This window comes from uncultured Kiloniella sp. (genome assembly GCF_937128705.1).
Taxonomy (GTDB): Bacteria; Pseudomonadota; Alphaproteobacteria; order Kiloniellales; family Kiloniellaceae; genus Kiloniella.
This window is the reverse complement of record NZ_CAKZMP010000057.1, coordinates 1-14565: the sequence shown is the minus strand read 5'-3', so window position 1 is coordinate 14565 and position 14565 is coordinate 1. Positions and strand designations below refer to the sequence as shown.

14 protein-coding genes are annotated in these 14565 nt (G+C 46.9%); 7 read left to right on the top strand and 7 right to left on the bottom strand.

Annotation, left to right across the window (positions count from 1 at the left end; translation table 11 throughout):
• Positions 1-252 precede the first annotated feature (252 nt).
• From Q0241_RS03385 to Q0241_RS03365, 5 genes are all read right to left on the bottom strand, one after another.
• The gene (locus tag Q0241_RS03385) at positions 253-543 is read right to left on the bottom strand and encodes a DUF1330 domain-containing protein (RefSeq protein ID WP_299373072.1); all 291 of its coding nucleotides are present in this window, start codon (positions 541-543) and stop codon (positions 253-255) included.
• A 119-nt stretch (positions 544-662) separates the two neighbouring features.
• On the bottom strand, positions 663-1841 hold the full coding sequence (locus Q0241_RS03380) for a hypothetical protein (protein ID WP_299373070.1): 1179 nt from the start codon (positions 1839-1841) through the stop codon (positions 663-665).
• Positions 1842-1883: 42 nt separating this feature from the next.
• Positions 1884-2228 (bottom strand): RidA family protein, encoded by a 345-nt coding sequence (locus tag Q0241_RS03375; protein WP_299373068.1) that lies wholly within the window; start codon positions 2226-2228, stop codon positions 1884-1886.
• A gap of 169 nt (positions 2229-2397) precedes the next feature.
• Positions 2398-3174 (bottom strand): IclR family transcriptional regulator, encoded by a 777-nt coding sequence (locus Q0241_RS03370; RefSeq protein ID WP_299373066.1) that lies wholly within the window; start codon positions 3172-3174, stop codon positions 2398-2400.
• Between the two features lie 185 nt (positions 3175-3359).
• The gene (locus tag Q0241_RS03365; protein ID WP_299373064.1) at positions 3360-3968 is read right to left on the bottom strand and encodes an alkylhydroperoxidase; all 609 of its coding nucleotides are present in this window, start codon (positions 3966-3968) and stop codon (positions 3360-3362) included.
• Between the two features lie 102 nt (positions 3969-4070).
• Between Q0241_RS03365 and Q0241_RS03360 the strand changes: the two genes are divergently transcribed.
• The 7 genes from Q0241_RS03360 (at position 4071) to Q0241_RS03330 (ending at position 12067) form a co-directional block, all read left to right on the top strand.
• Positions 4071-4871 carry an IclR family transcriptional regulator gene (locus Q0241_RS03360; protein WP_299373062.1) on the top strand — a complete coding sequence of 267 codons (801 nt, stop codon included), beginning with the start codon at positions 4071-4073 and terminating at the stop codon, positions 4869-4871.
• A 33-nt stretch (positions 4872-4904) separates the two neighbouring features.
• Entirely contained in the window at positions 4905-5870 is a 966-nt protein-coding gene (locus Q0241_RS03355; protein WP_299373060.1) for an NADPH:quinone oxidoreductase family protein, read from the top strand.
• 190 nt (positions 5871-6060) lie between these two features.
• Entirely contained in the window at positions 6061-7248 is a 1188-nt protein-coding gene (gene doeA / locus Q0241_RS03350; protein WP_299373057.1) for an ectoine hydrolase DoeA, read from the top strand.
• Positions 7245-8408, top strand: coding sequence for an acetylornithine deacetylase (gene argE, locus Q0241_RS03345; protein ID WP_299373054.1), 1164 nt, complete (start codon positions 7245-7247; stop codon positions 8406-8408). The genes doeA and argE overlap by 4 nt, the downstream gene beginning before the upstream one ends.
• A 40-nt stretch (positions 8409-8448) precedes the next feature.
• On the top strand, positions 8449-8955 hold the full coding sequence (locus tag Q0241_RS03340) for an Lrp/AsnC family transcriptional regulator (RefSeq protein ID WP_299373051.1): 507 nt from the start codon (positions 8449-8451) through the stop codon (positions 8953-8955).
• A gap of 133 nt (positions 8956-9088) precedes the next feature.
• Positions 9089-10600, top strand: a complete 1512-nt coding sequence (locus tag Q0241_RS03335; RefSeq protein WP_299373048.1) for an NAD-dependent succinate-semialdehyde dehydrogenase — start codon at positions 9089-9091, stop codon at positions 10598-10600.
• 84 nt (positions 10601-10684) lie between these two features.
• Positions 10685-12067: an aspartate aminotransferase family protein gene (locus Q0241_RS03330; protein WP_299373045.1), complete on the top strand. Its 1383-nt coding sequence runs from the start codon at positions 10685-10687 to the stop codon at positions 12065-12067.
• A gap of 61 nt (positions 12068-12128) precedes the next feature.
• Here Q0241_RS03330 and Q0241_RS03325 read toward each other — a convergent pair whose 3' ends face one another.
• On the bottom strand, positions 12129-12956 hold the full coding sequence (locus Q0241_RS03325; RefSeq protein WP_299373042.1) for a 3-keto-5-aminohexanoate cleavage protein: 828 nt from the start codon (positions 12954-12956) through the stop codon (positions 12129-12131).
• A 2-nt stretch (positions 12957-12958) separates the two neighbouring features.
• Positions 12959-14293, bottom strand: coding sequence for an aspartate aminotransferase family protein (locus tag Q0241_RS03320; RefSeq protein WP_299373040.1), 1335 nt, complete (start codon positions 14291-14293; stop codon positions 12959-12961).
• Between the last annotated feature and the right edge of the window lie 272 nt (positions 14294-14565).

Here is a 14565-nt window from a genome sequence, read left to right as displayed (position 1 = left end):
TGAAGGGCGAAATTGCCCCCGGTGTTTCTGCGGCCCCGAGTGATGTAAAAGTTGCCAAACAATGGCTTGATGATCTTCAGGCTGCGGGCGAAAAAATGGCGATTGTTGATCACCTCGCCTGATAGATTCTAGAGGCTGGTGCCGAATGATTGGGGCCGCTGAATGAAATTTTCAGCGGCCCTTGATCTGTGTTGCCCTTAATTTAGTCGGATGTCTTGCTCGGTCTATTCTGAAACATGACCTAAGGCTTTGTTATACGCCATCCACGAGTAAGAAAGTGCACTCGGCATTAGCTCGACGGATCTTCTTAACGGGGGCGTATTCTTCGCTGTTGACGAAGTTTCGAGCCGTTTGCATGTCAGGGAATTCGACGATAACAATGCGTGTCGGCGCCCAGAGATCTGATTCCATAGTATCCATGTCGCCGCCTCTGGCACGGTAAATACCGCCAAACTTTTCGACGATCGGTTTTGCTTGAAGCTTATAGGCTTCATATTCTTCTGGGTTACTGATTTTGGTATCGACGACGAGATAGGCTGCCATTGGAATAAATGTCCTTTTATGGGGATCTTGAGCTAAATAACTCAGTAATTAAGGAGTGTTTGAATTTATTCAACTTTGATACGAAATATTGAATAGATTCTCATCATAAATGATTTCCCTCAAATACCGTTACTTGATTTTACCCAGCTAAGGCGTGCTTCCGGCACAAGGCCATAGTTGTAATAGTTTATTCCATTGGTACCAGTCTCGATGGCGGCGTCTATTCTTTCGGCCAGTTGTTTTTGCGTTGGTGTATGCTCGTAAAATAGACTGGCGCCTAGACCAAGATATTTGTTTGATCCCAAATGATTACGCGTTTCGCTGATAATGTTGGAAATTTCTGTTTCAGTCGCCGTATAAGCACAGATGATAACGCCATCACAGGCTTGACCAATGGCTTTAATATCAACGCCATCACGCCAAGAGTTTTCGCCTTCTATAACGACAACCTTGCTATCGGGATGGGCGGCTTCTTTGATGCTTTGGACAATTTTTGTCGGTGCTTGGGTGCGCCACTGGAGAAATGCGTAGAGCGCCGTGTGATCTTTGAAGCACTCAAGCCTTTGTCCGGGAAATTCCGGAAACTGTGCTTCGGGTGTTTCTCTGTTACTGGCTTGTGTGATCAGGTTTTGGACATCTTCTTTCGCTGAGAGGGCATCAACGCCAACGTCTTGCGCTGTTTTGATACAGTGATCGCAAAAACAGATTGAAAGCAGGAAATCATCTTCGGCGGTCAGGCCAAGGCCATCTTTCTCGTGGTGATAGCCGTGATCAAAGCCCATAAAGCCGATGGTTTCCAGCTCGACCATATCTGGTTTGTAACTGTGGGTTAGGTTCTCAACAAGGGTTGTCGCATAATCTCGCACCGCATTGCTATTTGGACAGAGACTATAATAATTGGGATCACCAAATGCGTTCCGTGCGACATGTTCAGGATGTTTGAACCCTAAACGACTGTTGTGCAGACAGACTGTCCAGCAGGAAACGCTAAGCCCGTGTTGTTTTTTGTCCCTTATAAGAGGGGCAAGCATATCGCCTGATTCGTGCAGATTTTGCGCAACAAGCGGCTGGATTTCTTTGCCTGCCCATAGATTATCATCCGGGACAAAATAAATCGTTCCGTCTTCTGGGTAGTAGCTTTTTCTCTTGGGGCTACGGGGCTGAAGAAAGCGCCCGGCGTGGTAGGAGACAGCGAGACTGATGCCATTAACCCCAGCCAATTTTTGGAGGTCATGATAGACCGTATCCAGCCCAAGATCCTGTAGGTCCCATGGATAGGCCCACATCGAATGACGCATATCTCTGTCTCCCCCTCTTTGTCGAAACTCTATCGTTACAGCTTATACGGCGGCGACAGCGGTCATTTCAACAAGGATCATCGGGTCGGCCAGACGCGCTTCGACACAGGCACGCGCAGGCGGGTTTTTAGGGTCGATCCAAGCGTCATAGACAGAGTTCATTTTATCGAAATCTACAATCGCTGGCAAAAAGACATCAATTGCCAATATTTTGGATTTGTCTGTTCCTGCTTCAGCCAAGAGATCTTCGATTTTTTGTAATACAGAACGTGTCTGTGTCTCAAGGTCAGCTGATCTGTCTTCGGCAACCTGACCAGCAATATAAACAAATCCATTGTAGGAAACGGCTTGGCTCATGCGGCTGCCAACTTGAAAGCGTTTAATCATTGTTTCTCTCATTTAAAAAATTATGTCCAAAATATCGGACATTGGTATGTTTTTTTGGAATTCAGATGATACTGTATTATTTTGTAGACGCAAGTGCGCCGCAAAATGGACTGAGAATAATGGTTTTTGTCTTCTTGAGAACTTTCTGGAGTGGCGACTAGGCTGTGGATTAGAAGCTTGTGTTCAAGTGCGCTTCCAATTGAGTCGCAGCTGTTTTTAGGCTTGTCAGGTAAGCCTCTTTGTTGCGATGGCCATCGTCTCTGGGCGTGACAAGACAAAGCGTGGCGATACAAACTGATTTTGTGTCTTTTACAGGCACGGCAAAGCAATGGGTAAAAGTGTCGACAATACTGTCAAAAGTATAGTGCCCATCCAAAGTTGCCTTACGAACTTCTGCTATAAAAGTATCTGGTGATATTGTCTCGCCGTTGGGTAGAAGAAAGTCGTCCTTGTCGAGAAAATTGATAATCTCCTGATCAGAGAGATGTCCAACGAGCAGACGGCCAGATGCTGTGCTGGGAACAGGAACAAGTTCCCCCAAGTTGGCTGAAATTCGAAAGGGACGGCTGCCTTCTTTCATCAGGGCGACGGTATATTTGTTGTTTTCCAGTTTGCAGAACTGTGCGGTTTCACAGGTTTCTTCTACGATGGAATCCAGAATGTTTTCAATGCGTCTATATAGATCTATTTTGTCATTGTAGGCGCGACCTAGGAAGTATAGGCGACTTCCAAGAAATACCTGACCATCGCCCCCGCTATTTTCCAAAACTTCCATGTCCAGCAACAGATGGACAAGCTCATAGACGGATGATCGTGGGGCGCCCATGAGTTTTGCGATTTCGTTGGGTCGCATCGCACGGTTTTCCCGACGGATTAAATCAAGGATATCAAAAGCACGTTCCAGCCCCCGTGCACGTTGACTTGATGTCTTTCTCACAGTTTCCATTGGACTTCCCGTTGGCTAAATCGCGTGTTGTGAACTGGTGTTATATAATGGACGGATTAAGGAAGCCAATTTTAATAATCTTTAATAATCGCTGGATCTTATCGATCTATTCTTGTTGATCGGTTCAAGGACCCCTTCTTTGTGTTCGTAACATCGAGACACAGAAGGGGCCTTGGTCTTGATTGTTATGTATGTGCCCAGTCATTGGGGTCGTCAGAGTTATTGGGTGATAAGCCTATAATGTCGCCTTTGGTTGAGCATCCAAGACCTAAGACGGTACGATTAGCATAGTTGAAATAAGCTGAAACTTGATTGACCTCCAGGATTTCCCCGTCGCTATAGCCCGCATTTCGCATTGCGTTCACCATGTCCTCAGTTGTGCTTGCCGGGGATTTGGTCAGTGCTTCTGCATAGATCATCGCCTGTTTTTGTTTCTCATCCAGCGGGGCAATGTTGATGTTGCGGCTATCAATCGCTTTCCTGATTCCTGCGGCTTTTTCATCGTCCTGAAGAAGGCGACAAAGGCCGCCAAAATGATGATCTACGCAATACCCACAGTCATTGAGTGAACTAACCCATACACCCAATGTTTCCAAAAACCACTTCGGAATGGTGTTACCCGTATGATGCAGGACGTATTTATAAATCGCCATGTGCCCTTCCATGCTGTGAGGGCGCAGTGAATGCATCATCATGATATTATCGACGTTATTATCCGGACCTTTTACCCGATCATAGAGACGGCGAAGTTTCCCTTCTGATTCTTCATAAGGAATTGTTTCAATCCAAGGCATTTTTATGTGTCCTTCTAATATTTAAATTTTGTAGTAAGTACAAAAATAATGTTACTATCCCAAATAATGAGATTATGTATCATATAGTGGGATTTGTTATCTGTGGATGTCAAGCAACAATCTAAATCTGCACAAATCCCGGCGCAGGCCGGGGTGGGCTTGTTACATAAAGCCTTTGAGATTCTGGACCTCTTTCAAGTAGATCACACTGATTGGTCCCAGAGCGAAATAATTGAGAAAACAGGGGTGAGCCGTTCTACTGTGAGCAGGCTTGTCCGCTATCTGGTGGAAACAGGTTACTTGGCCGAGGTTCCAAAAACGGGACGCTACAGCTTGGGCATGGCTGCGATTAATTTGGGGCAAAGAGCTGAGGCCGCATTCGATCTTAAAAGTTTTTGCCAGCCCGCCTTGGAAGAATTGGCAAAATTAACAGATGAGACCATCATCTTAACGGCTTTTGATCGCTTCGCCCAGTTAGCCGTATGTATTGATCAGGTTGAGGGTACGCGCGGCGGGTTGAGGGTGTTTGAAAAAGTGGGAGCATCTTTTCCTCTTCATGCCGGGGCTGCACCACGGGTTCTTTTAGCTGCTCTGCCCGCACACGAACAGGATATCTATCTTGCGGATGAATTGACTGCCTTTACACCCCACACATTTATTTGTCCCGAAAAAATTCGCGAAGATTTTGCCCGAATAGAGCGTGACGGCTATTGCTCATCGGTAGAAGAGACTTATCTGGGGGCGGCGGGAATGGCCGCTTGTTTTACTGGCCCGGATAATTATCCGGTGGGATCAATCGCGATTGCTTTTCCTCTTCATAATATGGATGATATCAAAAAGAATAATATTGGTATCGAGATCGCCAAAATTGCCGATGGTTTGTCAAAAAAACTGAAGGCATGAAGGTGCTGATACCAACGGCGACAGGTGAGTATTATGCAGGGGTGGCGTTCATCAAAAATTCTTGGTGTGGATGGTCTCGAATTTGTTGATCTTGATTTAGGATCTGCAGGCGACCAACATCTTGTCGTTGATGTTAAGGCAGCTGCCCTTAATTTTTCCGATCTGCTTATGTCAGAAGATCGCTATCAGGTTCGGCCTCCGCGTCCCTTTACACCGGGGCAGGAGATTGCGGGGACGGTTCTTTCTGTACCGCAAGGAAGTCGCTGGAAAGTTGGTGATCGAATTGCGAGTAAAATTCCATGGGGCGGCTTCGCCGAACAAGCTTTGGTTCCCTGCGATTCAGCATTTCTGATACCGGAAAATATCTCCTTTGAATTAGCCGCAGCCTTACCCGTTACTTACACCACATCGATGATCGCTTTTTTTGATAGTACAGAATTGCGCGCTGACCAAACCGTGCTGATTCATGCTGCGGCTGGCGGGGTCGGTCTTGCTGCTGTGGAAATTGCCAAGGCTATTGGGGCGCGGGTTATCGCAACGGCCAGTAGCTCGCGCAAGCTGGATATCGCTCGGGACCACGGGGCAGATATCTGCATCAACTATACTGATGAGAATTGGGTTCAGGCGGTAAAGGGTGCAACGGACGGGCTGGGTGCTGATGTGATCTATGACCCTGTCGGGGGTGAAATCGGGCTTCAGAGCTTACGGTGCCTTGCTCGTAATGGCGTTATTCTTGTTGTTGGCTTTGCTTCGGGAACCATTACCGAAATTCCAGCCAACAGATTGATGTTGAAAAGAGCATCTGCAAAAGGGGTCTATTGGCATCATGATCATGATGCGGACTTGATCAAGGAAATGATGAACAAGATGTTTGTTATGTTAGAGAATGATCTTCTGAAGCCCTTGGTTGATAGGCGCTTTAATCTTGCACAACTGCCGGATGCTATGCGGGCTTTGCAGAATAGAGACACGACAGGCAAGGTTGTTTTAACCATTTAGGTGGATGCCGTCGAAATTGAGCTAATTTTAGCTTTTTTAGCGAAGACTTTTCTCTTTTTGCACTTCTCTTTAGATGAAATATCTTGGGGTTTTGTGTAAATATGGTCCGTAATTTTTTTTGTGATTTACTGAAAAATTTACAGCACTCTTTTCTGTAGTTTCCCCTTTTATGACAGGTGTTGAGATGGTGATGTCTCCTGATGCAGTCGAGCTGAATTTTTCCCGAGCAGAATATGCAGATCGTCTATTAAAAACGCGTATAGCGATGCAAGCCGCTGAGTTGGAATGTTTGCTGATTACAGATCCGGCGAATATGGCCTGGCTGACTGGATATGATGGTTGGTCTTTTTATGTGCATCAATGTGTCATCATAACACTTGCAGGCGAGCCGATGTGGTACGGCCGGGGCATTGATGTGAATGGAGCAAAGCGCACCACTTATCTTTCAGATGATAATATCATCGAGTATCCAGATTATTATGTTCAAGCTGAAGAACGACATCCGATGGATTATTTGGCGCAGATTCTGGGGAGTAAAGGGTTTGGCAGCTTCTCAATCGGCGTCGAGATGGATAATTACTATTTCACGGCTGCGGCTTTCGCTTCGTTAGTGCGCAATTTGCCAAATGCCCATTTTAAGGATTGTAAAAACCTTGTTCACTGGCAACGGTCGGTGAAATCGGAACAAGAGTTATCCTACATGCGTAAAGCTGGTAAAATTGTAGAGGTTATGCACCAGCGAATCAGAGAAACGATCCGTCCAGGATTACGTAAACACGAGCTGGTAGCCGCTATCTACGATGCGTCGTTGTGCGGTGTTCCTGAATACGGTGGTGATTATCCCGCGATTGTACCGCTGCTTCCTTCGGGGTTGGATGCCTCTGCCTCTCATTTGACCTGGAATGATAAGCCGATGAAGTCGGGTGAGGGTACTTTCTTTGAGATTGCGGGTGTTTACAGACGCTATCACTGTCCTTTGTCACGAACCGTATTTTTAGGGAAGCCTGGTCAAGACATCCTGGACAGTGAAAAAGCTGTTTTGGAGGGTTTGGCCGCAGGGCTGGAAAAGGCTAAAGCAGGTAACCTCTGCGAAGATATAGCAATTGCCTTCTTCGCCGTATTGGAAAAGCATGGCATTATTAAAGATAGCCGGACGGGCTATTCTACTGGACTTGCTTATCCACCTGATTGGGGTGAGCATACCATGAGCTTGCGTAAAGGAGATAAGACCATCTTGCAAAAGGGAATGACATTTCACTTTATGCCGGGGCTTTGGTCGGATGATTGGGGCCTTGAGATTACAGAGACGATTGCAATTGGAGAGAATGGTCCAGAGTTCTTGTCCTCTGTGCCCCGTGAGTTGGCTGTAATTTCATGACGGAACTGCTGGCCTCAACCAAAGAAATCTTGAGTAAGCTGGTTTCTTTTCAAAGTCTGTCGGGGCAGTCCAATCTGGACATGATTGGCTATATCGAAGAATATTTGAAAGAACACGGTGTTTCATCGTCTCTGTCTTATGACGAGACGAAGCAGAAAGCTAATCTCTATGCCACCATCGGCCCCGAGGTGAAGGGGGGCGTTGTGTTGAATGGGCATACTGATGTTGTGCCGGTCAAAGGCCAGACATGGACAATCGATCCCTTTGTTCTCACGGAGCGAAATAATCGCCTGTATGGACGCGGTGCGGTTGACATGAAAGGGTTTCTTGCTTGTTCACTGGCTATGGTTCCTGTCTTCCAGGCTCAAAATCTACAGCGTCCGATTCATGTGTCATTCTGTTACGATGAAGAAATTGGCGGATTTGGTGCGCCAGTGTTGGCGGATGATATTATTACTAAGAATTTCAAACCTGACGCTGTGATTGTTGGGGAGCCGACAAACATGAGCCTTGTAACGGGTCATAAAGCGGGAATGGAAATAACAACCCGTTTTACAGGGTTTGAGGTTCATTCTTCTCAACCGGAAAAGGGCGTGAATGCAATTGAATTCGCGTCGCGCTTTATTGGGAAAATCCTAGAGGTCGGTGCGCGCCTTGCTGCCGCCCCAAAGATTGGCTCGCCATTTGATCCACCTTATACTACCTGTAATGTTGGGCGCATAGATGGTGGGGCGGCAAGTAACATTACGGCGGGACGTTGCGAAATGATTTGGGAAATCAGGCCGATCCCGGGTGATAATGGGCAGGCTATTTTCCAGGAAATTCTCGATTTCTCTGATCATGTATTGTTGCCTGAGATGAGAAAAATTTCTCCCGATGCCAATATCGAAACAATACTTGATGCCGATGTTCCCAGCTTGGACGCTTGTGATGATTCCCCAGCGGTTCAGCTAATCAGGACTTTGACCGGAAGTAACGTACAAAACGTTGTTTCTTTTGGAACTGATGCTGGATACTTTGAACGTGTTGGGTTGTCGACAGTCGTTTTTGGACCGGGATCAATTGATCAGGCACATAAGCCGGATGAGTTTATCGAAATTTCAGAGCTTGAGCGCTGTCTTACTTTCTTGCATGATCTGGCGAAACACCAGTCTCGATAAGAGAAGCCAATTATAACAAGAAAAGAAAGTTAGGTTACTGATGCACGCTGCTGGCCTTCGTTTAGATGATCGCGATATTGCAATACTAAAGATATTGCAAACCGAAGGACGCATAACAAAAGCGGCTCTTGCCGAACGGGTTAATCTGTCCCCAACCCCTTGTTGGGGACGATTACAACGCCTGGAAAAAGCGGGTATTATTGATTCATACGAAGCACGATTATCTGTGAAGTTCTTTGCCCCGTTATCGTTTGTGTTTATGGAAGCCGAACTTGGAAGCCACCTAACTGAAGATTTTGAGCTCTTCGAAAAAGCTGTGCAGGACTATCCTGAAATACAGGAATGTTGGGCTGTTGGTGGGGGGCTCGACTATATTTTGAAAGTTGTGGTCAAAGATGTGGATGGGTATCAGCGTTTTGTTGACAGGTTGTTGGCTGCCGAAGTTGGGTTAAAACGATATTTTACCTATGTTGTGACAAAACCTGTAAAACAAACCAATGCCTTACCAATTGACCTCTTGGTGCAAGAGAAAGCGACATCCTCATAGACGAAACGTCTGATTTATGAGTTATAAACGAAAGCTCTTCTTCTTTTCCTTTGTTCTTTAGAGACACTTTTTGCCTGAGATCCGACATTATTAGGCTGTGATATTAAACGCAGTTAAATAGGTGGTCTCTAGAATGAGTAATCAAGCATATAAAGAAACAGGAACGGATAGTGAGAAAAACAGATCCGTATCCCTATCTTCTCTTCGTGATCCACGGCTATTTAAGCAGTTTAGCTATATAGACGGTCAGTGGTCCGATACGTCTTCCGGGGAAAGTCTTGTTGTTAAAGATCCCGCCAATCAGGAAATAATTGGTACTATTCCCAAAATGAGTGCAAATGAAAGCTTGGCTGCGGTTGATGCTGCGCAAAAAGCTTTTCGAGATTGGGCAGCTTTATTACCACAAGACAGGTCAATAATTTTACGGCGCTGGTTTGAGCTGTTGCATGAAAACCGCGAAGACCTTGCGTTAATTATGACCGTTGAGCAAGGCAAGCCAATATCTGAAGCGCGTGGAGAAATTGACTACGCCGCAGATTTTATTGAGTTCTATGCCGAGGAAGCCAAGCGCCCGAATATTGAAAATGTAACGTCTCATATGACAGGTGGAGAGGTCGAAGTCTGGCGTGAACCTGCGGGAATTGCAGCCTTGATAACGCCGTGGAATTTTCCCTGTGCCATGATTACACGTAAGGCATCCGCAGCATTGGCCGCCGGATGTACCTGCGTTATTCATCCGTCAAAGGAAACGCCGTTCTCTGCGACTGCGTTGGCCGAGCTTGCTGAACGCGCAGGGATCCCCGCTGGCGTCTTTAATATTGTGACTGGGGAACCGGGCGAAATTGTCCCGCAATGGACTTCGGATGATCGTGTGCAGGTTGTTTCCTTTACCGGGTCGACCGAAATTGGCCGTCTGATCTATCAGCAATCCGCGCCAACAATTAAGCAGTTGGTCCTAGAGTTGGGGGGACATGCACCGTTTATCGTTTATGGGGATGCCGATATCGATCATGCGGTGAAATCCGCAATATCAGCAAAATTTGCGACATCAGGGCAGGACTGTTTGGCTGCGAACCGCTTCTTCATTGAGCAGAGCGTGTATGAAGAATTCACCCAGAAATTTGTTGCAGAGGTCAAGGCATTAAGCCTTGGGCGCGGGTTGGATGACCCGGATATTGGGCCGCTTATGAACGAAAACGCTGTCTTAAAACAAGAGGCCCATGTCGCAGACGCTTTGGCAAAGGGCGCAAGTCTCTTGTGTGGAGGAAAGCGGGATCTTCTTGGACCATTATTCTATCAACCGACGGTGTTAGGGAGTGTTCCTGCCGATGCTTTGGCTAATCGCGAGGAGACGTTTGGCCCTGTTGCCTGTTTGACCGCATTTGAGGCCGACGACGATATTATCGCCCGGGCAAACGAATCAGAATACGGCTTGGTCGCTTATGTTCATTGTCAGGACCCCAAAAAGATTTATCGGGCAAGTCGTGATTTGCAGTACGGCATGGTTGCGATCAACAGAACAAAGGTAACGGGGGCACCTATTCCGTTTGGGGGAATGAAGCAGTCAGGTCTGGGCCGTGAAGGTGCTCGGCAGGGTCTGGAAGCTTTCACAGAAATTAAATATGTCTGTCGCAACTATGCGTAACGACAACAGGAATGTACGGCTGTAATCAACGGCCAATATGTTTAAGCCCTGAACGTTTGGGGCAGAAAGTTTAAGGAAAGTAATATGCTTAGAAATGATCAATTGGCAGAGTGGGATCGTGATAACTTTTTCCACCCTTCTACACACCTCGCACAATTTGCTCGTGGTGATCTTCAAAACCGGGTGATCGCTGGCGGCGAAGGCCTTTATATCGAAGATCGTGATGGCAACAAAACGCTGGATGCTTTTGCGGGACTTTATTGTGTGAATATTGGTTATGGGCGTCAGGAAGTTGCGGATGCAATTGCGGCACAGGCCAAAGAACTTGCGTATTACCATTCCTATGTTGGTCATGGAACAGAAGCGTCTATTACATTGGCCAAAATGATTTTGGATCGAGCACCTGCCAATATGTCCAAAGTGTATTTTGGCTTATCTGGCTCTGATGCAAACGAAACCAATATCAAGCTGGTCTGGTACTATAATAATGTGTTGGACCGCCCGAAGAAAAAGAAAATTATTTCAAGATGGCGTGGTTATCATGGTTCTGGCTTGATGACGGGTTCTTTGACCGGTCTTGAGTTATTCCATAACAAATTTGATCTGCCATTGTCGCAAGTTGTACATACTGATGCGCCTTATTACTTCCGTCGTGAGAACGTGGATCAGACAGAAGCTGAATTTGTGCAGCAGTGTGTTGATAGTCTGGAAGAGCTTATCGCCCGAGAAGGGGCGGATACCATTGCGGCCTTCATTGGTGAGCCTGTTTTGGGTACTGGTGGCATTGTGCCGCCACCAGCCGGGTACTGGAAAGCTATTCAGGCGGTTTTGAAGAAACACGATATTCTGTTGATCGCGGATGAGGTTGTAACTGGCTTTGGTCGTCTGGGATCAATGTTTGGATCTGATCACTATGACATCGAGCCAGATATTATCACGATCGCGAAAGGCTTAACATCAGCGTATGCGCCGTTGTCAGGTTCAATTGTATCTGACAAAGTTTGGAAAGTTCTCGAAGAGGGGACAGATAAACTGGGGCCGATCGGTCACGGTTGGACCTATTCGGCACATCCGATTGGTGCTGCTGCGGGTGTTGCAAACCTGAAGCTGATTGATGAAATGAACCTGGTTAGTAACGCACGCGAAATGGGGGCCTATTTCAACGAAGGTCTAAAGAGTGCGCTGTCTGATATTTCTATTGTTGGCGATGTCCGAGGCGAAGGTATCCTATCGGCTATTGAATTTGTTAAAGACCGGGATGATCGTACTTTCTTTGATGCTGCGGATAAAGTTGGACCGCAAATTGCCACTGCTCTGCTCGAGCGGAGTAAGGTAATTGGTCGGGCGATGCCTCAAGGTGATATTCTCGGGTTTGCGCCACCGCTTTGCATGACGAAGGATGAAGCCGATATTATTATTGAAGCTGCGAGAGATGCGATAGCTTCTGTTGCAGAAAAAGTTCTCTAAATTTTGAAGTTCACACCAACTATCCGGATATAGCTTGTCCTGGATAGTTGGTGTTTTTCGTTCAGATGATGCCGAGAAGTTCTCGTGCCTCCTGCGCCGTCGCGATTTTTTTACCCATTGCTAGGGCATCGTCGCGAGTTTGTTGTATTATCTCTGCTGTCGATATCGCTTCTTTGCCGGACCTAAGGTGGGAATTGTTTTCAAAACCAACGCGGGCATGACCGCCTTGTTTGATGGCCTCGGACACGCATTGGGCTTCGCTGTGACCAAAGGCGCATACAAACCACGGCCCAAGGTCAATGGTTTTCGGATCTTGTTTAATCTTTAAGAAGAGGTCCAGCTCTTCAACTTTTCCCAGGTTGTCTGAAGCATAGCGACCCAGAACAAAAAGAAGAGATGGTTGATTTACTGGTATCGAGCCTTTTTGGATCAAAAACAGGAAGCGTTTGAAGTCTTCAGCATTGTAGAGAATGTGTTGGACGTGAACCAAGGCTTCTTGCGCCCAGTGGTAGAATTCAGATCCCTTTATCTCTCCACCTTCGGGCATCATTTCCCTTAAGGCAACACTGACGGCTTCGGGCTGGACGTTCTTAACGCAAGAAATCTGTTCTTTTTGACTAAAGCGCCCAACGGCCTCTGTCGTTATCTGAACCAAGAGGTCACGGCCGATGGCCTCTTTAATGCCGGAGAGAACGTCTGTGTAAAGGCCGGGATCAAGAACATGTTGCTGATCAAGGTCTCTGACATGAAGGTGGGCCATCGCTGCGCCTGCTTTTTGGCAAGCGACAGCCTCTTCTATGATTTGAGATACTGTCACAGGCAAGTTCGGATGATCTGACCTGGTTTTTCTGGCGCCATTCGGGGCTGCCATCAGAATGGTTGGGGCCATTTTCAGTTTTCCAGTGAATCAAAGACGGATGAAAAGCTGGTGGACAGTTTCTCGACAATTTCTTCAATATGCTGGTCTTCGATAATAAAGGGCGGTGCGAGCAGCACATGGTCGCCGTTCTTGCCATCAATGGTTCCGGGCATAGGATAGCAGATTAGACCGTTTTCAAAGGCCGTCTTTTTGATCTTTGCGTGAACGGTGAGGCTTGGATCAAAAGGTGTTTTTGTTTCTCTGTTCTTCACCAGTTCAAGGGCAATGAAGAGACCGCGTCCTCTTATGTCACCGACAAAGGGGTGTTGCCCGAATTTGTCTGATAGAGCCTGCATAAGCTGTTCTGAACGCTTATTAACGTTGTCGATAAGGTTGCGTTCTAACATTGTTGAGATAACAGCGTATCCGGCGGCGCAGGCGGTCGGGTGTCCCTGATAAGTATGACCGTGCTGGAAAAAACCGGAACCGTTTTCGATCGCGCTATAGACCTTACCGGTACATAACATGGCACCGATGGGTTGGTAGCCGGCACCTAGCCCCTTTGCGATACAGAGAATATCTGGGGTAACACCGTCGTGTTCGCAGGCAAAGAGGGTGCCTGTGCGCCCCATGCCGCACATGACTTCGTCAAGAATAAGCAAGACACCGTATTGATCGCAAATTTCGCGAATGCGTTTTAAGTATCCGGGGGCTGCAGCAACCGCGCCCATTGTTGCTCCGACAACTGGTTCGCAAATAAAAGCTGAAACTTTTTCTGGCCCGACTTTAAGGATCTCGGCCTCTAATCGGTTTGCGGCGCGTAACCCATATGCTTCGTCGCTCTCGCCTTCTTGTTGGTCGCGATAGGGGTAACAGGGATCAATATGCGACATTGGAACAAGCATGGGCATAAAAGGTTCACGTCGCCACTTGTTGCCCCCTGCGGAAAGGGCCCCAATGGTATTGCCATGATAGCTTTGCCAGCGTGCGATGACATGGGATCTGTCATTATCTCCGCGTTCAAGATGATACTGGCGCGCTAATTTTAGGGCAGCTTCGACGGCTTCTGAACCTCCGGAAACATAATAGACGCGATCCAGTCCTTTCGGCGCATTTTCTATAAGTAGGTCGGCCAGTTGTTCTGCTGGTTCTGTCGTGAAAAATCCGGAATGAGCAAAAGCCAGTTGCTCTGTTTGTTTTTTGATGGCCTCTTGAACTGTCTGGTCTGAATGCCCCAGACAGGAAACTGCTGCGCCACCCGAGCCATCAAAATAACGCTTGCCGTTTTGATCGATGATGTAACAGCCGTCACCTGAAACAGCCGTTGGCAAATTCGTTTTTGTGTGGCGTGGAAATACGTGCCCCATGTTTATTTCTCCGGAAAGCTCAAGAGCGAAGCAAAACGTTTGCTAAATGTAAAATATGACAAATAGAGTTCGTTAAAATACCGTTTGTGTCAATAAGCGAAATATAATAACATTTGTTATGTTTTTGGTGCGTTGATAGAGGATAAAATGAGTCAGGTAGATAAAGCCCGCATTGTTGAGCGTCTGACAAAGGAATTGAACGCTTATCCTCGTAGTTTACGCCGAGTTGCTATGTTTATCATTGATAATCCTGCCAAGTTTGGCATGAAATC

Bases quoted from the DNA above. Each gene is read 5' to 3' on its own strand.
- Q0241_RS03385 (WP_299373072.1), bottom strand. From the start codon at position 543: ATGGCAGCCTATCTCGTCGTCGATACCAAAATCAGTAACCCAGAAGAA.
- Q0241_RS03380 (WP_299373070.1), bottom strand. From the start codon at position 1,841: ATGCGTCATTCGATGTGGGCCTATCCATGGGACCTACAGGATCTTGGG.
- Q0241_RS03375 (WP_299373068.1), bottom strand. From the start codon at position 2,228: ATGATTAAACGCTTTCAAGTTGGCAGCCGCATGAGCCAAGCCGTTTCC.
- Q0241_RS03370 (WP_299373066.1), bottom strand. From the start codon at position 3,174: ATGGAAACTGTGAGAAAGACATCAAGTCAACGTGCACGGGGGCTGGAA.
- Q0241_RS03365 (WP_299373064.1), bottom strand. From the start codon at position 3,968: ATGCCTTGGATTGAAACAATTCCTTATGAAGAATCAGAAGGGAAACTT.
- Q0241_RS03355 (WP_299373060.1), top strand. From the start codon at position 4,905: ATGCAGGGGTGGCGTTCATCAAAAATTCTTGGTGTGGATGGTCTCGAA.
- doeA (WP_299373057.1), top strand. From the start codon at position 6,061: ATGTCTCCTGATGCAGTCGAGCTGAATTTTTCCCGAGCAGAATATGCA.
- argE (WP_299373054.1), top strand. From the start codon at position 7,245: ATGACGGAACTGCTGGCCTCAACCAAAGAAATCTTGAGTAAGCTGGTT.
- Q0241_RS03340 (WP_299373051.1), top strand. From the start codon at position 8,449: ATGCACGCTGCTGGCCTTCGTTTAGATGATCGCGATATTGCAATACTA.
- Q0241_RS03335 (WP_299373048.1), top strand. From the start codon at position 9,089: ATGAGTAATCAAGCATATAAAGAAACAGGAACGGATAGTGAGAAAAAC.
- Q0241_RS03330 (WP_299373045.1), top strand. From the start codon at position 10,685: ATGCTTAGAAATGATCAATTGGCAGAGTGGGATCGTGATAACTTTTTC.
- Q0241_RS03325 (WP_299373042.1), bottom strand. From the start codon at position 12,956: ATGGCCCCAACCATTCTGATGGCAGCCCCGAATGGCGCCAGAAAAACC.
- Q0241_RS03320 (WP_299373040.1), bottom strand. From the start codon at position 14,293: ATGGGGCACGTATTTCCACGCCACACAAAAACGAATTTGCCAACGGCT.